Origin of the sequence: Streptomyces sp. ID05-39B (genome assembly GCF_033794725.1) — a bacterium.
Classification (GTDB): Bacteria; Actinomycetota; Actinomycetes; order Streptomycetales; family Streptomycetaceae; genus Streptomyces; species Streptomyces bobili.
This window is the reverse complement of the sequence record NZ_JARGEF010000050.1, coordinates 21,561-40,105: the sequence shown is the minus strand read 5'-3', so window position 1 is coordinate 40,105 and position 18,545 is coordinate 21,561. Positions and strand designations below refer to the sequence as shown.

The following is an 18,545-nucleotide window of genomic DNA, read 5'->3' as shown; positions in this document are numbered from 1 at the left end:
TTTATAAGAGCCAGCCACCGACCTTTTCCGGACTCCCGGACCCTCCCGGATCTTCCCGGACCCTTTCGGAGCGACCCAGTGACGCCTGACCACCCCATGACCACCGGTCCGCACGACCTCGCCCTCGACCCGCCGCCCGGCTGCCCCGCGCACGGCCGTGGCCCCGGCGGACTGCACCGGCTCTACGGGCCCGGCGCGGAGAACCTGGACGAGCTCTACGAGCAACTGCGCGAACAGCACGGCCCGGTGGCGCCGGTGCTGCTCCACGACGACGTACCGATGTGGGTGGTCCTCGGCCACGCCGAGAACATGCACCTGGTGCGCACGGCCTCCCAGTACAGCCGCGACAGCCGTATCTGGACGCCGCTGCTGGAGGGCGCGGTCAAGCCCGACCACCCCCTCATGCCGCACATCGCGTGGCAGCCCATCTGCTCCCACGCCGAGGGCGACGAGCACAAGCGGCTGCGCGGCGCGGTCACCGCGGCCATGGCGACCATCGACGACCGCAGCCTGCGCCGGTACATCTACCGGTCCACGCAGCGCCTGGTCAACCGCTTCTGCGGGCGCGGCAGGGCCGAGCTGGTGGGCCAGTTCGCCGAGCACCTCCCGATGGCCGTGATGTGCCACGTCATCGGGATGCCCGAGGAGTACGACGACCGGATGGTTCAGGCCGCCCGGGACGCGCTCAAGGGCACCGAGACCGCGATCGCCAGCCACACCTACGTCATGGAGGCGCTGAGCCGGCTCACCGCCCACCGCCGCGCCGACCCCCAGGACGACTTCACCAGCCATCTCATCAGGGACCCGGCCGGGCTGACCGACGACGAGGTCCGCGAGCATCTGCGCCTGGTCCTCTTCGCCGCCTACGAAGCCACGGTCAACCTGCTCTCCAACGCCCTGCGCATGGTCCTCACCGACCCGCGCTTCCTCGCCCAGCTCAACGGCGGCCAGATGACGGTGCCGGAGGCGGTCGAGCAGTCCCTGTGGGACGAGCCGCCGTTCAGCACCGTCTTCGCCTACTTCGCCAAGCAGGACACGGAGCTGGGCGGTCAGCGCATCCGCCGGGGCGACGGCCTCCTGTTCGCGCCCGCGCCGGGCAACGTGGACCCAAGGGTCCGCCCCGACCTGGCCGCCAACATGCAGGGCAACCGTGCCCACCTGGCCTTCGGCGGCGGTCCGCACGAGTGCCCCGGTCAGGACATCGGCCGCGCCATCGCCGACGTGGGCGTCGACGCCCTGCTGACGCGGCTGCCGGACGTGCAGCTCGCCTGCGCCGAGGAGGACCTGCGCTGGACCACCTCGATCGCCTCGCGGCACCTCGTGGAGCTACCGGTCCGCTTCGAGCCGAAGCCCGAGCAGGACATCATGGTCCGGCCGACCCACGGGGCGGTCCCGCCGCCGCGCCCGGTCATGCCGGTGACCCTCGACATCACGCCGGTGCCCGCCGCGGCCCCGGCCGCTCCGCCCCTGGCCGCCCGTCTGCCGGCGCCCGGCGAACCCCGGCCCGCGGCGACGGTCCCGCGGCCCGCGCCCGCGCCCGCGCCCGCACCGGCCCCCGCACCGCAATCCGCCCGCCGGCCGAACGCCTGGCGCCGTTTCCTGGCCTGGTGGCGCGGCTACTGACCGACGCCCCGCCCGCCGCCCCAGGTGTCGTACGACGACCAGGCGGCCAGCGTCCGCCCGCTCCGCAGCCGGTGCTCGGCCCCCGTGACCGGATCGGTGAACTCCAGCTCCCGCGCCAGCAGTTGCAGCGGGCGCCGGAAGTCACCGGCCGGTCCGGGGGCGGTCACCTCGGGGTAGAGCGGGTCGCCGAGGATGGGCACGCCCAGCGCGGCCATGTGCACCCGCAGCTGATGGGTCTGCCCGGTCCGCGGAGTCAGCCGGTAGCGGGCGAGCCCGTCCGCCAGGTGTCCGGCCGGCTCGACCCGGCTGACCGCGTTCGGCTCGCCCGGCACCTCACGCGCCGTCAGGGACCCGCGCTCCTTCACGATCCGGCTGCGCACGGTCACCGGAAGAGCGAGCCCCGGATCGTACGGCGCGACCGCCTCGTACACCTTGTGGACCAGACGGTCGCGGAACAGGGTCTGGTAGGCGCCGCGTTCCTCGGGGCGCACGGTGAACAGCACGAGTCCTGCGGTGAGCCGGTCGAGGCGGTGGGCGGCGCCCAGCGCGGGCAGGCCCAGTTCCCGCCGCAGCCGGGCCAGCGCGGTCTCGGTGACATGGCTGCCGCGTGGGGTGGTCGCGAGGAAGTGCGGCTTGTCGGCGACGACGATGTGTTCGTCGCGGTACACGATCTCCAGCGGGAAGGGCACCGGCTCCTCGGCGGGCAGGTCCCGGTGGAACCACACGAACATCCCCGGCACGTACGCCGCGTCCGCGGGCACCGCCCGCCCGTCGGCCCCGACGACGCGCCCCGCCGCGAACATCGCGTCCACGGCCTCGGCCCGCGCCGCCCCGTACCGCGCGGCCAGGTGCTCGCCCACGGTCGCCCAGTGGCCCTCGCCCGGCAGCCGTACCCGGACCGGATCGACCCCCTCGCGCTGCGACAGGGGGGAGGGCGGGGGAGGGGTGCGGCGTCTCATCGGGACCCAGCCTACGGCGCCGGAAAATCCGGTTGGCACGCTCCGGCCGGGTGGGAAGGATGCCGGTCATGCCCTTTCTGACCGATCCCGTCCTGCCCGCCGGCACACTCGCCACGTCACCCCAGCCGGTGATCCCCACCGGCGACGGCCTGGTCCTGCGGCCCTGGCGGGGCACGGACGCGCCCGCCGTGCACGCGGCCTTCCAGGACCCGCTGATGCACCGGTGGCACGTGCGGGCCGCCGACTCGATCGAGGAGGTCACCGGCTGGATCGAGGAGTGGGTGACCGCCTGGGCCGAGGAGCGGGCCGTCCAGTGGGCTGTCGTCGACGAGGACACCGACTGCCTGCGCGGACGGGTGGCGCTGCGAGGCATCGAGCTGGACGACGGCGTGGCCGAGGTCGCCTACTGGACCACACCGGCCGCCCGCGGCCGGGGCGTCGCCGCCCGCGCCACGGCAGCCCTGTCCCGCTGGGCCCTGGACGACATCGGCTTCCACCGCCTGGAACTCCTGCACGCCACGGCCAACGATGCCTCCTGCCGTGTGGCCGCGAAAACCGGCTTCACCCTGGAAGGCACCAAGCGCAGCTCCGGCCTCCACCAGGACGGCTGGCACGACATGCACCTGCACGCACGGGTGCGGGGCGACTGACCGGGCGGGCCGGTGTGTGGGGCCGGCGCCGGCTCGGGCACCGGCCCGCACCGCGCGCGGCAAGGCGGTTCAGCCGGCCACCGGCTCCGGCTCCGCTTCGGGCACGGCCTCCGGGGCCGTCGTCCGGCCTCGGAACGCCCGGTAGGCGAGGCCCGCCGCGACCGTGACGGCGAGGAACAGCACCGTGAACCACTGGAAGTACCAGTGCCCGCCCGCCGGGTCGTACACCGCCGCTCGGGGCCAGGCCAGGTTGACGGTCATGAAGAGGCCGTAGAGGAGGGCGAGGGCGTTCACGGGGATGCCCCAGCGGCCCAGCGAGAACAGGGGAGCGCCGGTCTCGTCCGTGCCGGCCGACGAGAACTGTCCGCGCAGCCGGCGGACCAGCAGCGGGCCGGTGACCATGGCGTAGGCCAGGTACAGCATCACGATGCAGGTGGTGCCGATGGCGAGGAACGCCTCCGGGGAGGCGAAGTTCAGCAGGAGCAGTGCCGCCGCCAGCACGCAGACGACCACGGCCGGGGCGCTCGGCATGCCGGTGCGCGGGTTGACGCGGGCGAGGCGGGCGGAGAACGGCAGCTGTCCGTCGCGGGCCATGGAGAACAGCATCCGGCAGGCCGCCGTCTGGATGGCGAGGGTGGCCACGGTGATCGCCACCACGACGTCCGCGAGCAGCGCCTTGCCGACGCCGTCCCCGAGGCTGCTGGTGAGGACGTAGCTGAGCCCGTCCACGCCCAGGCGGCCGTCGGTGAGGCTGGGTGCGGCGAGCAGGCCGCCCAGCACGATCAGCCCGCCGAGCAGGCCCGCCGCGCCGAGCGCGGTCAGGATCGTACGGGGCGCCGTACGGCGCGGATGGTGCGTCTCCTCGCTCATCTCACCGGCGCTGTCGAAGCCGATCATCACGTAGGCGGCGGCGAACGACCCCACCAGCAGCGCCCCCAACAGGCCTTCCTGCGCGGCTCCTTCGGTGTGGAAGGTGATGCTCGGGGACCGCTCGGAGTGGGTGAGCAGCAGGACGACGATGAGTACCGCGCCGATGATCTCGGCGGTCACACCGACCCGGTTGACGAGGGACATCACCCGGTTGTCGAGGACGTTCACCAATGTGGTGAGCGCCAGCAGGATCACGCCGAGCAGCGCCGCGTTGGCCGCGCCGTCGGGGGAGGTGGGTGCCGGGTCGGTGCCGATCAGCTGGAAGCCCGACCAGATCGCCGGCAGCACCATCTGGAGCGCCAGCGCGGCCGCCGCGACCACGACGACCTGGCCGATCACCATGATCCAGCCGGCGAACCAGCCGAAGGACGGTGTCGACAGCCGGGACGACCACTGGTAGATCGCGCCCGAGATCGGGTAGCGCGCCGCCAGTTCCGCGAAGCACGCGGCGACCAGCAGTTGCCCGGCCAGCACCGCCGGCCAGGCCCAGAAGAAGACCGGGCCACCGAAGGCGTACCCGAAGGCGAAGAACTGGAAGACGGTCGTGAGGACGGAGATGAAGGAGAAGCCGGCGGCGAACGAGGCGTACCGGCCCAGGCTGCGGTGCAACTCCTGGCGGTAGCCGAACGTTTCGAGGGTCCCGTCGTCGGGTCCGGGGGAGTGCGGCGGGTCGGGGCGTACGTCGGAGAGGGTCGTGGTGGTCACGGCGGAACCTGCCTTCGGCTGCCTTGGGCGCGTGCCCCTGCTTAATTCCTGTCGGGCGACAGAAATTAGGGAGCGGCTGTTTCCACCGCGTCACGCGGGCGTGTCCGCGCCGGACCCAAGTCCTCACGTCCGCGCCGACCGGCCACTGTCGCGATACATCGCTTGTTGGCGGCGGGGTCGGGTGTCCGTGACGCGGGGGAAGCTGTCGGCCGGGTTCACCGAAGGAGAAAGGCCCCGCCAGAGCTGTTGGATCAGCTCGACCAGGGCCTGCGGGTCGTACGGCGTCAAGAGGCGGCCCGCTCCACGGGGCGGGCCGCTGTCCACGGTCCTCAGGCGGCCGGTGCCGTGGCCTCCTGCTCGGCCTCCACGCGGGCGTTCCACTCCCGCTTGGCGGCCTGCCAGCCGTCCTCGTCGTGGCCGAGCCGCCAGTACCCGGAGACCGACAGGTCCTCGCGGGGGACCTGCAGGCCGACCCGCAGCAGCTTGCGCAGCTCCTTCACGAAGGCGGCCTCGCCGTGCACGAACGCGTGCAGCCGGCCCTCGGGGAACTCCAGCGCGCGGACGGCCTCCACGAGCCGCTCGCCGACCGGACGCCCGCCGCGGTGCAGCCAGACGACCTCCACATCGGAGTCGATCTTCTGCTCCTCCTCGGGGCCCGAGACCTCGACGAAGGCGTGGGCCACGGCACCGGCGGGCAGCGACTCCAGCGCCGCCGCGATCGCGGGAAGCGCGCTCTCGTCACCGGCCAGCAGATGCCAGTCGGCGGCCGGGTCGGGGGCGTAGGCGCCGCCGGGGCCCATGAAACGGACGGTCTCGCCCGGCTGGACGCGGGCCGCCCAGGGGCCGGCGAGGCCCTCGTCGCCGTGCAGGACGAAGTCCAGGGTCAGCTCGCGGTGCTCGGTGTCCCAGTGGCGCACGGTGTACGTCCGCGTCACCGGCCACTGCTCGCGGGGGAACTCCTCGCGGATCCGCTCCAGGTCGAAGGGTTCGGGGTACCTCACGCCCTCGGGCCCGAACAGCAGCTTCACATAGTGGTCGGTGCAGGTGTCGGCGGTGAACTCCGCCAGTCCCTCTCCGCCGAGAACGACACGCTGCATGTGCGGGGTGAGCCGTTCGGTGCGGACGACCTGCGCGGAATGGGCCTTCCGCGGCTTCCGTGCCGGACGTTCTGCCATGACGGCCTCCCAAGCCCTCGTTGGTTAGGTTTACCTAAGTTAGCACCCCGTCCCCCTCTGGCGCCTCAGTCGCGAGCAGACTCGCGGGGCCGATGCTCACGCGCCGAGTGTCGTCAGCAGCCGCTGCAGCGACCCGCCGAGCCCCCAGCGCTCCGCCAGCGCCTCCACCGTCTGCGGTTCCCGCGGCGTACGGGGAAGCTCTGTCGACACCTCCGGCAGCGGCACGTCGTCGGCGACCTTGACGACCGTCGGGGCGACGGCGAGGTACGGCCGGGCCTCGTCGAGCCGCTTGCGCTGCGAGGGCGTGAGCTTCGCCTTCGGGTCGTCGACGGCCGCCAGGATCCCGGCCAGGTCGCCGAACTCGGCCAGCAGCTTGGCCGCCGTCTTCTCACCGATGCCGGGCACACCGGGCAGGCCGTCGCTCGGGTCGCCGCGCAGCAGCGCCAGATCCGCGTACCCCCGCCCGTCGACGCCATACTTCTCGCGCAGCCACGCCTCGTCCGTCGTCTGGAGCGTGCCCACACCCTTCAGCGGATACAGCACCCGCACCCCGCGCGCGTCGTCCACCAGCTGGTACAGGTCGCGGTCGCCGGTGACGATGTCGACCGGGCCCTTCGCGCGGGCCGTGAAGGTGCCGATCACGTCGTCCGCCTCGTAGCCCGCCACGCCCACGCGCGCGATGCCGAGCGCGTCCAGGACCGCCTCGATCACCGGGACCTGCGGCGAGAGGGTGTCCGGCACCTCTTCCTCGTCGGGGCCGGCCTCGTGCTTTTTGGCGACCCGGTGCGCCTTGTAGGAGGGGATGAGGTCGACCCGCCACTGCGGCCGCCAGTCGGCGTCCATGCAGGCGACCAGCTCGTCGGGCCGGTGGTCCTTGACCAGGCGGTCGATGAAGTCCAGCAGTCCGCGTACGGCGTTCACCGGCGTGCCGTCCGGGGCCTTCACGGAGTCCGGCACGCCGAAGTAGGCGCGGAAGTAGAGCGAGGCGGTGTCGAGGAGCATCAGTCGTCCGGTCACGCCACGCATCATGCCGCACCGGTCCGACACCGACCCGCCGGTGTTCACTCGGGTCGCAGGTGTGAAGGGCCTGTGAACTGGCCCACTGCTGCGTTTGCCCCCGGGATTCCAGGGCAGGCGCCGCCCCGGAGCGGTGCCGGTTGCACTTTCAACTGTGAACGACGTTCACCGGCCACCCCGGCCCGGCGCCCCTTCCGTCCTTGCCCCCGATCCGAGAAGGTATGTGTGTCCTCCAGGCTAGAAGCCGATCATCTGTACAAGGTGTTCGGCAGACGACAGGACGAGGCGGTCGAACGGCTCCGCCGCGGCGCAGACCGGGAGGAGCTGCGGGCCGACGGCACCACGGCCGCCGTCATCGACGCCTCCTTCACCGTGGACCCCGGCCAGATCTTCGTCGTCATGGGCCTGTCCGGCTCCGGCAAGTCCACCCTGCTGCGCATGCTCAACGGACTGCTGGAGCCCACCGCGGGACGCGTCCTCTTCGACGGCGACGACCTGACCGCGCTCGGGAGCCGTGAACTGCGCGAGGTCCGCGCCAGGAAGATCAGCATGGTCTTCCAGCACTTCGCGCTCTTCCCGCACCGCAGCGTCCTCGACAACGCCGGCTACGGCCTCGCCGTGCAGGGGGTGCCCCGCGCCGAGCGCGAGCAGCGCGCCACCGAGGCCCTGCGGCTGTGCGGTCTGGCGGGCTGGGAGAAGTCCTGGCCCGACGAACTGTCCGGCGGCATGCAGCAGCGCGTGGGACTCGCCCGCGCCCTGGCCACCGACGCCGACCTGCTCCTGATGGACGAGTCCTTCAGCGCGCTGGACCCGCTGATCCGCCGCGACATGCAGGACCAGCTCCTCACCCTCCAGCAGACCCTGAAGAAGACGATCGTCTTCATCACCCACGACCTTAACGAGGCCATGCGCCTCGGCGACCGCATCGCCGTCATGCGCGACGGCCGCATCGTGCAGAACGGCACCGCAGAGGACATCCTCGTCCGCCCGGCCGACGACTACGTCGCCTCCTTCATCAAGGACGTCGACCGCTCCCGCGTGCTGACCGCCTCCGCCGTCATGGACACCGACCTGCGCGGCGACGAGGCCGACTGCGACTGCGCCACCGCGACCCCCGACACCCCCTTCACCGAGCTGTGCGCGATCAGCGCCCGCCTCACCCACCCGGTCGCCGTCCTGGACGCGCGGCGCGAGCTCGTCGGGGTGGTACCCCGCAGGCGCCTCGTCGGCTTCCTCGGCGACGAACACGGGGAGCCCACCGCCTGCGGTGACCCGCGCGACGAGGGGAAGGCGACCGCCCGTGCCTAGGCTCCACCTCGGCGACTGGGTCGACTCCGGCGTCGACTGGCTCGTCACCCACATGTCCTGGCTCTTCGACGCCATCAAGACGGTCGTCGAAGGCATGTACGACGGCATCGACGCCCTCCTCACCGCCCCCGAACCCCTGCTCCTGGCCGGCATCTTCGCCGTCCTGGCCTGGTGGCTGCGCGGCCTGGTCGCGGGCGTCCTCGGCTTCGCCGGGTTCGCGCTCATCGACTCCCTCGACCTGTGGGAGGAGGCGATGTCCACGCTGTCCCTGGTGCTCGTCGCCACAGTGATCGCCCTGGTGATCTCCGTGCCGCTGGGCATCTGGGCGGCCCGCTCCAAGGCCGTCAGCGCCACCCTGCGGCCGGTCCTCGACCTGCTCCAGACCATGCCGTCGATGGTCCTGCTGATCCCCGCGATCCTCTTCTTCGGCATGGGCGTGCCCGCCGGAGTGATCGCCACCCTGATCTTCGCGCTCGCCCCCGGCGTGCGCATGACCGAACTCGGCATCCGCCAGGTCGATCCCGAACTCGTCGAGGCCGCGGAGGCCTTCGGCACCACACCCCGTGACACCCTGCTGCGGGTCCAGCTGCCCCTCGCCCTGCCGACGATCATGGCGGGCGTCAACCAGGTGATCATGCTGGGCCTGTCGATGGTCGTCATCGCCGGCATGGTCGGCACCGGCGGCCTCGGCGGCTCCGTCAACGAGGCCATCGGCCGGCTCGACATCGGTCTCGGCTTCGAGGCGGGCCTCGGCATCGTCGTCCTCGCCATCTACCTCGACCGCATGACCGGCGCCCTCGGCACCCGCATCTCCCCGCTGGGCCGGCGTGCCGCCGCCAAGGTCCGCCCCACCGTGTGGAGCCACCGCCCCCGCCCGGCCGTCGCCGTGGTCGGCGTGGTCGTCCTGGCCCTCGTCGCCGGCGGCATGGGCGTCTTCGGCTCGAACTCCGGCACCGCCGAGGCCTCCGCCACGGACGTCGGCAAGGGCAAGGAGATCACCATCGGCTACATCCCGTGGGACGAGGGGATCGCCTCCACCTTCCTGTGGAAGGAACTGCTGGAGAAGCGCGGCTTCGAGGTGAAGACCACCCAGTACGCCGTCGCCCCCCTCTACACCGGCCTCGCCACCGGCCAGATCGACTTCCAGACCGACTCCTGGCTGCCCACCACGCACGCCGAGTACTGGAAGAAGTACGGCAAGCAGCTCGACGACCTCGGCAAGTGGTACGGCCCCACCTCCCTGGAGCTGAGCGTCCCGTCGTACATGAAGGACGTGAACACCCTCGCGGACCTCAGGGCCAGGCCTGCCGAGTTCGGCGGGAAGATCACCGGCATCGAGCCCAGCGCCGGAATGATGGGCCTGCTCAAGGACAAGGTCGTCAAGGAGTACGGCCTCGACGGCTACCAGGTCGTCGACGGCTCGACCCCGGCGATGCTCGCCGAGCTGAAGCGGGCCTACGCCAAGAAGGACCCGATCGTCGTCACGCTCTGGTCGCCGCACTGGGCGTACAGCGAGTACGACCTGAAGAAGCTGAAGGACCCCCAGGGGGCCTGGGGCGCGGGCGACGGCGTGCACACCCTGTCCCGTAAGGGCTTCGCCGCCGACAACCCCGAGGTCGGCGCGTGGCTGAAGGACTTCTCCATGACCGAGCAGCAGCTCACCGGTCTGGAGGCGCAGATCCAGAAGTCCGGCAAGGGCAAGGAGCAGGACGCTGTACGCACCTGGCTGAAGGACAACCCCGGCCTGCTCGACAGGTGGGCACCGGTCGACGGCGCCGGGGAGAGGAGCAGGGCGGCCGGGTGACCTGAACAGCACCACGACCGTCCTGCGCGGGGCGGGCACCGGCGTACGTGTCCTGGACGTACGCCGGTGCCCGCCCCGCGCGCCGTCGCGCACGACAAGGATCCGGCCAACCACGCGGAGCCATCCCGCACCCGGCCCGCCGCCCGGCCCCGCCGGCCGCCCGACCTGCCGGTCGGCCCGCGGAAACGGCACGGGAACACCCGGCGGCGCCCGCGCATTGAACCGAAGAACACCGGAGACCGGCCTTGCCCGTGGATGATCGACTGGCGCGAACTGTGAGTTCGCGTGTGACGCCCGGTGTCCTCGATGTCACGGGCTCGTGAAACGGTTTGCCGAACATGCGTAGGGTGCAGAGAACTCATCAGAGGACGTGCGCCCGCGACGGGGCACTCGGTAGTCGGACCGACGAGCGTAGGAGGGAGCCGGAGCGATGGGCGACCACAAAGAACAGCCCCTTCGGGTGGGCGCGGCCGTCAGGCGGCGGCGCCGCTCCCTGGACCTCACTCTCGCCGTCGTGGCCGAGCGCAGCGGGCTCTCGGTCCCGTTCCTGAGCCAGATCGAGAACGACCGGGCGCGGCCCAGCACCGGCTCCCTGGAGAAGGTCGCCGACGCCCTGCGCACCACGGCCGTCGAACTCCTCGCCGCCGCCGACCCGGCGTGCAGCGTCGACGTCGTGCGCGCCGAGATCACCGAGGCCGGCCCCGGCCCGCGCTCCCGCTCCCTGGTCCGCGGCCACCACCAGATGCACGCCTCGGAGTTCACCGGCGACCACGAGGCCGGCCGCGAGTTCCAGTACCGCAACGACCAGTTGATGTACGTCGCCGACGGCGCCGTGGAGATCGAGGCCGAGGGCCGGGCTTACCGGCTCGGCCGCGGCGACACCCTGTACCTGACCGGCGGGGTCCGCCACCGCTGGCGCGCGACGGTGCCGGACACCCGCATCGTGGTCGTCGCCGTCGCGGAGCACATCGAAGCGGTCCGGGACCGCAAGCGGTAGTGCGGGCCGTCTCCCTGGTGCCCTCGCTGACCGAGGCGGTGGCCGTGTCCCTGCCCGGCGTCCTGGTCGGCGCCACCGACTGGTGCACCCACCCGGCCGACCTCGACGTCGCCCGTGCGGGCGGCACCAAGAACCCGGCGACCGACCGGATCACCGCGCTCGCGCCCGACCTGGTCATCGCCAACGAGGAGGAGAACCGCGAGCCCGATCTCGCCGCCCTCCGCGACGCCGGCATCGAGGTGCTGGTGACCGAGGTGCGCGACGTGCCGGGGGCCTTCCGGGAACTGGCACGGGTGCTGGAGGCCTGCGGGGCCCGCTCGCGTCCCCGCTGGCTGGACGAGGCCGAGGAGGCCTGGAGCGCCCTGAAGCCGCCCGACCGGCGGCGGACGGCCGTCGTGCCCGTCTGGCGCCGCCCGTGGATGGTCCTGGGCCGCGACACCTTCGCCGGCGACGTCCTGTCCCGCCTGGGCGTGGACCACCTCCACGCGGCCCATCAGGACCGCTACCCCAAGGTCGCCCTGGACGAGCTGCGGGCGGCGGGCCCGGACCTGGTCGTGCTCCCCGACGAGCCCTACCGCTTCACCGCCTCGGACGGCCCGGAGGCCTTCCCCGGCCTGCCCTGCGCACTCGTCAGCGGACGGCACCTGACGTGGTACGGCCCCTCGCTGGCCGAGGCCCCACAGGTGCTGGGCGCGGCGCTGCGAGCAGCTCACCGCTGACCAGCCCCCGCACGGTGAGCGCGGCCACCACGGCCCAGGCGGCCACCAGCACGACGTACAGCCCGGTGGCCAGCGCCTCGTACGCGACGAGTCCCGTGTGCCGGGCCAGGGCCTCCGCGCCGGTCACGCAGGTGCCGACCGGGAAGGTGAACGCCCACCACGTCATCGCGAAACCCATCCCCTGCCGGCGGGCGCGCACCACATGGGCGACGGCCAGGCACAGCCACAGCAGCGCGAAGCCCATGACCGGCACCCCGTACAGGACGGCCAGGACGGCGAACCCGCGGCTGTCCGGCGCGGGCACCACGCCCGGAGCGACCTCCGCGAACGTGCCCACGGCCGTCGTCGACTGCCCGAGCGGACCGAGCACCAGGAACAGGGTCGGCGTGAGGGCGAGGGGCAGCGGACCGCCCGTGACCAGCCGGGCGAACACGACCGGCAGCATCGCCAGCGTGGCGAGCAGGCTCAGCCCGAACAGCGCGAAACACGCCAGCAGCAGCGTCTCGCGGGCCTGCCCGGCCGGCAGATGCGGCACCAGGCGCGGCCCCGCCGCCGCCGACACCATCGGCGCGACCAGTGGCAGCAGCCACACGGTTCCCTGTTAAGTGCAAGTGTTCACGTCCTGCACCTCCTCGGCATGGTGGCGCGTGGTGGCTGTGGAAGGGATGGGACGGCCACCCAACGGTCTGGACGCACAGTTCCTGTCAGGTCGACTGTGCCTTGTTCGCCGGCGTGATGTAGGCCGCTTCGATGACATTGATGAACCTGTTCGCGTTCCCGGCGGCGAGCATGTTCCCGATGCGGCGGAGCATGTGGCGGGCGGTCCTCAAGTCATCACTGTGACCCGGTGCTCCACTCACCCACATTCTTCGTAGCCGCCCGGAATTCTCCACGTCCTGGGATGTGGTCTCACGCATTCGTCTCGGCAGGCGTCGACGGCCAGAATTCGTCTAGGAAGTAGCCCAGCGACTTTCTGGACTCGCTCCGGTTGAGCATCCCTTGGACTGTCTTGGACTGCCGCGCGGCACTCGCAGAGTTCTCCGCCGTCCTCGCTGAGCATGACCGCGGCGGGCCCCGGCCCGGGAGTTCGAGCCCTGCTCGCGGGCGAGAACGGAATTACCGACCGGGGCCATCGAGGAAGCGGGGGCCGTTGCCGACCAGTGGACGGGCGGTCAGCCAGCCGCGCTGCGCTCGGTCTCCGGCACCGACGGCAGCCAGTGCACGGCGTTGTCGCGGAAGGACGCGTGGATCGGCACGAGGTCTGGGCCGCTGGTGTCGTCGAGGGCGGTGACGTTGATGCCAATCTCCGGGATGTCGCTGTCGATCGCCGCGAGGCGGCTGCCACAGGTCGGGCAGAAGCCGCGTTTCGCCTCGCCTTCGAAGGTCTCATACCAAGTCGGCTCGCCACCTTCACCGGTCCAGGTGACCGTCTCGAATCCCACCCACCACATCACTGGTGTGCCGCCGAGCTTCTGGCAATGTCCACAGGCGCAGGTGTGGGCAAAGACTGCTGGCCCCCGGGTGGTGAAGCGGATGCGGCCGCACAAGCAGCCGCCGGAACGCTCCGCGGCTTCTGCGGCTCCCTGGGCGTCGGCGGTGGGAGTGGCGTTCATCAGGTCATCTCCGATGCGCTATGGGCAAGTTGGGCGCATTAGTGTGCCATCCCTTCCATGATCGCCAGGAAGCTGTTGGCTGCTCTGGCGGGTCCCCGGCCGCGTGCGCCGATTGCGGAGGCGTCACGGGCCGGGCGAGAAGCTCCGGCTCAGGGGCGGCCGGGCACGGACGGTTCACCCAGCCTCGCGCCAGGTGTCGGCATTCAGGGTGCCGCGGCCGTTCCGCGGGGGCGGCCAGGCCATCTCGGCGTCGGGGTGCCGGGCGTGCAGGGCCTGGGTGTACGAGGTCAGCGTTTCAGGGCGATCCGGGTCGGCGTTCGCTGCTCAGATGCGTCCCGTCGGGCGCGTCGACGAGACGGCGTCGATTCCTGTGGTGACGCGGCGGTAGGCGGCGCGGGCGTAGTGGAGGCGAGCCAGTGCCGTGCCCAAGAGGACGGCGGTGAACAGGCAGGTGAGCCAGAACGTGTCACGCTCTCCGGCCCAGGTGACGGTGCCGGCGGGTGGGATGGCGAATCCGTTGAGGAAGAACCAGCACAGGACGGCCGTGCCCGGGGCCGCGGTGAAGCGGGCGCGCAGTCCCAACAGGGCTGCGAGCAGGGACAGAGCGGCCAGGGCGAGTGAGGGCCGGTTCGGACCCACGAAGGTGTTGAGGAGTGCCACCAGCAGCAGTGCACCGCCGGACGCCGCAGCCCACACCAGCGGCGTGGCCACGGGCCGGGGAACGGGCCTTGCCCCAGTGCTGACGGACACCCACTCAACCATGCTTGCGTTTCCTTCCGGTGCTCCCCGTTCCACAGCAGAGGTACACGCCAGCCGCGTCTGCGCGCCGGTCCCGGCAACCCCCTACTGGCTCGGGACGGAGCTGGCGAAGGCCGGGTTCGGGGCGCTCGCTAGGGTGTCATCAAAGATTTTCTAAAGAAACACCCGAATCGGACAGGGAGACAGCCGTGGGCGCTGCGCGCATGAGCAGTACGCCGTTGCCGGGGATCGGGGTGCGCTACGACCTGACGACGCGGGAGCAGCGTCCCCTGTCTGTGGTCGCGCACCGGGACGGGTCGCGAACCTTGAGTGCGTACCGCAAGGACGATCCGGACGCGTGCGCGTTGTCGGTGCGGTTGACCGCCGGGGAGGCGGAGGCGCTCATCGACGCGATGATGCCCGCGCATCACAGCCCGAGTCTGCTGTCGACGACCGAGCTGGGGCTGGTGGCCGAGCGGGTCGAGCTGTCCGCCACGTCGCACTGGAACGGGCGGGTGCTGGGCGAGACCCGGATGCGCACGGAGACCGGTGTGTCGATCGTGGCCGTGCTGCGCCGGGCCGAGGCGATCCCCTCGCCGGGCCCGGAGTTCCGGCTGGCCGGCGGGGACACCCTGATCGTGATCGGCACCCGTGAGGGCGTGGAGGCTGCCGCCGTGATACTCGGGCGGGAGTGATCCGTGCACTCGTCTGCCGTCTTCTTGATCGAGTTCGGTGCGATCATCCTTGGTCTGGGGCTGCTGGGCCGGTTCGCCGGACGCTTCCAGTTCTCACCCATCCCGCTCTACCTGCTGGCCGGGCTGGCTTTCGGCGAGGGCGGGCTGCTGCCGCTGGGCGCCAGCGAGGAGTTCGTGGCGATCGGCGCCGAGATCGGCGTGATCCTGCTGCTGCTCATGCTCGGGCTGGAGTACACGGCCAGCGACCTGGTCTCCAACCTCAAGACGCAGTACCCGGCGGGTCTGGTCGACGCCGCGCTCAACGCGCTGCCGGGCGCCGCGATGGCGCTGCTGCTGGGCTGGGGGCCGGTGGCCGCCGTGGTGCTGGCGGGCGTCACCTGGATCTCCTCCTCCGGCGTCATCGCCAAGGTGCTCGGTGATCTGGGGCGGCTCGGCAACCGGGAAACGCCCGTGATCCTGAGCATCCTGGTGCTGGAAGACCTGTCCATGGCGGTCTATCTGCCCATCATCACCGCCCTGCTGGCCGGGACAAGTCTCGCGGCCGGCAGCGCCACACTCGCGATCGCACTCGGGGCTGCCGGACTGGTGTTGCTGCTGGCGGTGCGGTACGGGCGGCACATCTCGCGCTTCGTCTCCAGCGACGATCCCGAGAAGCTGCTCCTGGTGGTGCTGGGACTTACCCTGCTGGTCGCCGGCATCGCGCAGGAGCTGCAGGTCTCCGCCGCCGTGGGCGCCTTCCTGGTCGGCATCGCCCTGTCCGGTGAGGTCGCCGAGGGCGCGCACAACCTGCTCGCTCCGTTGCGGGATCTGTTCGCCGCGGTGTTCTTCGTCTTCTTCGGTCTGCACACCGATCCCTCCAGCATTCCGCCGGTGCTGCTGCCCGCGCTCGTGCTGGCCGTCGTCACCGCCGGCACGAAGATCGCCACCGGGTACTGGGCGGCCAAGCGTGCCGGTGTCTCGGTCAAGGGCCGGTGGCGGGCGGGCGGCACGCTGGTCGCGCGGGGTGAGTTCTCCATCGTGATCGCCGGGCTTGCGGTCACCGCCGGGATCGAGCCTTCCCTGGGCCCGCTGGCCACGGCGTACGTGCTCATCCTGGTCATCCTCGGCCCGCTCACCGCCCGCTACACGGAGCCCGTGGCCCTGCGGCTGACCGCCCGGTGGGGCAAGACGCAGCCGGCGGGCGGCACACCGGCGCAGGGTGAGGCTACGCTCGCGGAGCCGAAGGAAACGATGGACGACCAGGACACAGTCGGCCGGTCATGAGTGAGGGGGTCTGGGCGGCGCTGACGGGCCGGGACACGGTTTTGGTACTCGCCGCTCTGGCCGTCTACGTCGGCGGCGTCGTCGGGATCGCCCGGAACCTGCCCAGAGTGCTGCGGCGCAGTGCAGGGTGGCGCCGGGATACGGAATTGTACGCTGTCTCCAGCGCCCTCACCCTGACGGTACTGATCGTGTTGTGGCCGGTGAGCATCGTTTACCTGGCGTGGCGCATAGCGGCCAGACGGCGCAGCCGGACCGACTGATCAGGGCCGTCGTAGGGCGGAGAGGTGGTCGCCGCGTCGCCGATAGTGGGATGGAACACCGCGTCCGCAGCGGACGGCCCGCGTCATTCCTGCGTGAGGAAGTGTTCCATCAGCCGGGCTGCCGTGATCGCGCCCACCGTCCGCGTTTGCTGGCCGTCGCTCTCGATGACCGCTACCAATGGCGTGTGCGTACGGATCATCAGCGCGGCGATCTGTGCGACACCCGTATCCGGCCCGACGACGGTCGGAAGGGTGCGGTGGCGGGGCAGCCACTGCGCGACGGTGAGTCCCTCCAGCTTCTCCGCCAGCCGCTCCAGTTCGGAGTCGTGCAGGGCAAGGGCCTGCGCGGAATCTTCCAGCGCGTAGTCCGGGACGACGATGCGCAGCAGCTGTGATCCCGGCACGATCGCGTACGGCCGCTGATCGGCATCGAGGACCAGCAAGGCCGGGAGCCGCCGCTCGACGAACAAGCGGGCCACCATCACCGCGTCGTCGTCGGCGGAGACCGCCGGATACGGCTCGGCCAGGTCACGTGCTCGCATGCGCGGTCCCCTCTCCCCAGCCGGCCCGAACTCCCGGTCCGCGCCGAGGTGCTGCGGCTGGCCACCGACGACCATGTGGTGGCCGTCGTGCTGCACCACATCACCACCGACGAGGGCGGGAGCAGAGCCGTGAACACGGCGGTGTGGGCTACACCTGCCGCATGCCCAAAACTTCGCCAGGGTCGGCGCGTAGTCGAGATCTTGTGAACCGCCGACCAGACTTCCCGGCGCACCACTACCGACTGTACCGACGTCGCCTCTCCCAGTCATCGGATGCGGCGTGGGGAAAGAGCCGATGGGGATTCGGATTCCCCTTGGCGGACCGGTCTGTGGATCACAGGGGTCTGGTCGGCCAGTTGAGCAGGCGGGCGCCGATGACCGCGGTCTGTAGGGTGTACGGTCCCTGGCGACAGTCCGAGGGTGGGCTCAATCACCGGGCGTCTGCCCCCGGCGCGGCACCTGGGGTGACATCGCGGCCTCGGCCTCCGCCTTGGCGTCGCTCACCGCGGCGGCGGCCTGCTTCTCGGCCTCATCAGCAGCCGCCGCGGCGTCGAGGGAAACCGCCGAGCCGGCACCGAGCTCCGGAATCCAGCTTTCCTGCGACGTGTCGTCAGCGTCGGCGGTGACTGCTTCCGCAGGTTGCGCAGGTTTGGGAGGACCCGCCGTCGTCTGATCACCGAATGCACTGGTGACGGTCCGAATTGCCTCGGTCAGCTCCCCCGGGATCACCCAGAACGTGTTGCTGTCGCTGCTCGCGAGGTGCGGGAGCGTCTCCAGGTACTTGTAGGCCAGGATCTTCGGGTCGGCGTTGTTGTGATGGACGGCCTGGAAGACGAGCTCCACCGCCTTTGCCTCGCCGTCCGCCCGCAGGATCATGGCCTGCTGGGTGCCCTGGGCCTCCAGGATGTCCTTCTGCTTCGTGCCTTCCGCGGTAAGAATCTTGGCTTGCCGGTCCCCTTCGGCGTGCAGGATGGCCGCACGCTTGTCACGCTCAGCCCGCATCTGCTTCTCCATCGCCTCCTTGATGGTGTGCGGTGGATCGATGGCCTTGATCTCGACGCGGTTGACGCGGATGCCCCATTTGCCGGTGGCGTCGTCGAGGACGGCGCGGAGCCGGGAGTTGATCTCCTCACGGGAGGTGAGGGTCTCCTCCAGGTCCATGGAGCCGATGACGTTGCGCAGCGTGGTCACGGTGAGCTGATCGATGGCCTGCAGGTAGTCGGCGACCTCGTAGGCCGCCGCCCGTGGGTCGGTGATCTGGTAGTAGAGGACGGTGTCGATGTTCACCACGAGGTTGTCCTCGGTGATCACCGGCCTGGGGTCGGAGGAATAGACCTGCTCGCGCACGTCGAGCTTGGTGTTGATGCGGTCCGCCACCGGCACCACGAAGTTCAGGCCGGGTTGCAGCGTCCGGCGATACCGGCCGAACCGCTCGATGTTGTAGCGGCGCGCCTGCGGGACGATCCGCACCGTGGAGGCCACGAGGAAGACGACAACGAGGGCCGCCACAAGAGTGAGGATGACAACTGGATCCACGGTGCCTCCGT

18 protein-coding genes and 1 pseudogene are annotated in these 18,545 nt (G+C 71.2%); 9 read left to right on the top strand and 10 right to left on the bottom strand.

From position 1 onward, the window contains the following. Positions 1–96 precede the first annotated feature (96 nt). Positions 97–1,623 carry a cytochrome P450 gene (locus P1P75_RS14135; protein ID WP_319255156.1) on the top strand — a complete coding sequence of 509 codons (1,527 nt, stop codon included), beginning with the start codon at positions 97–99 and terminating at the stop codon, positions 1,621–1,623. Here P1P75_RS14135 and P1P75_RS14130 read toward each other — a convergent pair. Then, positions 1,617–2,582, bottom strand: a complete 966-nt coding sequence (locus P1P75_RS14130; protein ID WP_319255154.1) for an RluA family pseudouridine synthase — start codon at positions 2,580–2,582, stop codon at positions 1,617–1,619. The two genes, P1P75_RS14135 and P1P75_RS14130, sit on opposite strands and share 7 nt — an antisense overlap. Positions 2,583–2,650: 68 nt before the next feature. On the opposite strand from P1P75_RS14130, the gene P1P75_RS14125 reads away from it, so the two are divergent. Next, positions 2,651–3,232: a GNAT family N-acetyltransferase gene (locus P1P75_RS14125; protein ID WP_319255151.1), complete on the top strand. Its 582-nt coding sequence runs from the start codon at positions 2,651–2,653 to the stop codon at positions 3,230–3,232. 69 nt (positions 3,233–3,301) lie between these two features. Here P1P75_RS14125 and P1P75_RS14120 read toward each other — a convergent pair whose 3' ends face one another. From P1P75_RS14120 to P1P75_RS14110, 3 genes are all read right to left on the bottom strand, one after another. Further along, positions 3,302–4,867: an amino acid permease gene (locus tag P1P75_RS14120; protein WP_319255149.1), complete on the bottom strand. Its 1,566-nt coding sequence runs from the start codon at positions 4,865–4,867 to the stop codon at positions 3,302–3,304. A gap of 329 nt (positions 4,868–5,196) precedes the next feature. Beyond that, positions 5,197–6,042 carry a siderophore-interacting protein gene (locus P1P75_RS14115; protein WP_319255147.1) on the bottom strand — a complete coding sequence of 282 codons (846 nt, stop codon included), beginning with the start codon at positions 6,040–6,042 and terminating at the stop codon, positions 5,197–5,199. 96 nt (positions 6,043–6,138) lie between these two features. Next, complete coding sequence (locus P1P75_RS14110; protein ID WP_319255158.1) at positions 6,139–7,068, bottom strand: 5'-3' exonuclease; 930 nt, start codon at positions 7,066–7,068, stop codon at positions 6,139–6,141. A gap of 216 nt (positions 7,069–7,284) precedes the next feature. On the opposite strand from P1P75_RS14110, the gene P1P75_RS14105 reads away from it, so the two are divergent. The 4 genes from P1P75_RS14105 to P1P75_RS14090 all read left to right on the top strand — a co-directional run bounded on the left by P1P75_RS14105 (position 7,285) and on the right by P1P75_RS14090 (position 11,887). Further along, positions 7,285–8,367: a glycine betaine/L-proline ABC transporter ATP-binding protein gene (locus tag P1P75_RS14105; protein WP_319255145.1), complete on the top strand. Its 1,083-nt coding sequence runs from the start codon at positions 7,285–7,287 to the stop codon at positions 8,365–8,367. Continuing rightward, positions 8,360–10,171 carry an ABC transporter permease/substrate binding protein gene (locus P1P75_RS14100; protein WP_319255143.1) on the top strand — a complete coding sequence of 604 codons (1,812 nt, stop codon included), beginning with the start codon at positions 8,360–8,362 and terminating at the stop codon, positions 10,169–10,171. The genes P1P75_RS14105 and P1P75_RS14100 overlap by 8 nt, the downstream gene beginning before the upstream one ends. A gap of 430 nt (positions 10,172–10,601) precedes the next feature. Beyond that, positions 10,602–11,168, top strand: a complete 567-nt coding sequence (locus tag P1P75_RS14095; protein WP_319255141.1) for an XRE family transcriptional regulator — start codon at positions 10,602–10,604, stop codon at positions 11,166–11,168. Beyond that, positions 11,168–11,887 carry a helical backbone metal receptor gene (locus tag P1P75_RS14090; RefSeq protein ID WP_319255139.1) on the top strand — a complete coding sequence of 240 codons (720 nt, stop codon included), beginning with the start codon at positions 11,168–11,170 and terminating at the stop codon, positions 11,885–11,887. Before P1P75_RS14095 ends, P1P75_RS14090 begins: the two co-directional genes overlap by 1 nt. Here the strand turns inward: P1P75_RS14090 and P1P75_RS14085 are convergent. The 4 genes and pseudogenes from P1P75_RS14085 to P1P75_RS14070 form a co-directional block, all read right to left on the bottom strand. Then, a pseudogene (locus P1P75_RS14085) lies at positions 11,799–12,479 on the bottom strand (C4-dicarboxylate ABC transporter); the annotation flags it as partial. The gene P1P75_RS14090 and the pseudogene P1P75_RS14085 overlap by 89 nt on opposite strands. A gap of 112 nt (positions 12,480–12,591) precedes the next feature. After that, positions 12,592–12,717, bottom strand: a complete 126-nt coding sequence (locus P1P75_RS14080) for a hypothetical protein (RefSeq protein ID WP_319255137.1) — start codon at positions 12,715–12,717, stop codon at positions 12,592–12,594. Between the two features lie 342 nt (positions 12,718–13,059). Continuing rightward, positions 13,060–13,500 carry a GFA family protein gene (locus tag P1P75_RS14075; protein WP_319255135.1) on the bottom strand — a complete coding sequence of 147 codons (441 nt, stop codon included), beginning with the start codon at positions 13,498–13,500 and terminating at the stop codon, positions 13,060–13,062. Between the two features lie 324 nt (positions 13,501–13,824). Further along, a complete protein-coding gene (locus P1P75_RS14070) occupies positions 13,825–14,262 on the bottom strand; it encodes a hypothetical protein (protein WP_319071818.1) in 438 nt (145 codons plus the stop codon). Positions 14,263–14,462: 200 nt separating this feature from the next. On the opposite strand from P1P75_RS14070, the gene P1P75_RS14065 reads away from it, so the two are divergent. The 3 genes from P1P75_RS14065 to P1P75_RS14055 are packed head-to-tail and all read left to right on the top strand — an operon-like array spanning position 14,463 to position 16,456. Next, positions 14,463–14,933: a TrkA C-terminal domain-containing protein gene (locus tag P1P75_RS14065; RefSeq protein ID WP_319071931.1), complete on the top strand. Its 471-nt coding sequence runs from the start codon at positions 14,463–14,465 to the stop codon at positions 14,931–14,933. A 3-nt stretch (positions 14,934–14,936) separates the two neighbouring features. Then, positions 14,937–16,196: a cation:proton antiporter gene (locus tag P1P75_RS14060; protein WP_319255133.1), complete on the top strand. Its 1,260-nt coding sequence runs from the start codon at positions 14,937–14,939 to the stop codon at positions 16,194–16,196. Beyond that, complete coding sequence (locus P1P75_RS14055; protein WP_319255131.1) at positions 16,193–16,456, top strand: hypothetical protein; 264 nt, start codon at positions 16,193–16,195, stop codon at positions 16,454–16,456. The genes P1P75_RS14060 and P1P75_RS14055 overlap by 4 nt, the downstream gene beginning before the upstream one ends. Positions 16,457–16,539: 83 nt before the next feature. Here the strand turns inward: P1P75_RS14055 and P1P75_RS14050 are convergent, their stop codons facing one another. Both P1P75_RS14050 and P1P75_RS14045 read right to left on the bottom strand, forming a co-directional pair. Then, a complete protein-coding gene (locus tag P1P75_RS14050; protein ID WP_319071832.1) occupies positions 16,540–16,998 on the bottom strand; it encodes a CBS domain-containing protein in 459 nt (152 codons plus the stop codon). A gap of 426 nt (positions 16,999–17,424) precedes the next feature. Next, the gene (locus tag P1P75_RS14045) at positions 17,425–18,534 is read right to left on the bottom strand and encodes an SPFH domain-containing protein (RefSeq protein ID WP_319255129.1); all 1,110 of its coding nucleotides are present in this window, start codon (positions 18,532–18,534) and stop codon (positions 17,425–17,427) included. Positions 18,535–18,545 lie beyond the last annotated feature (11 nt).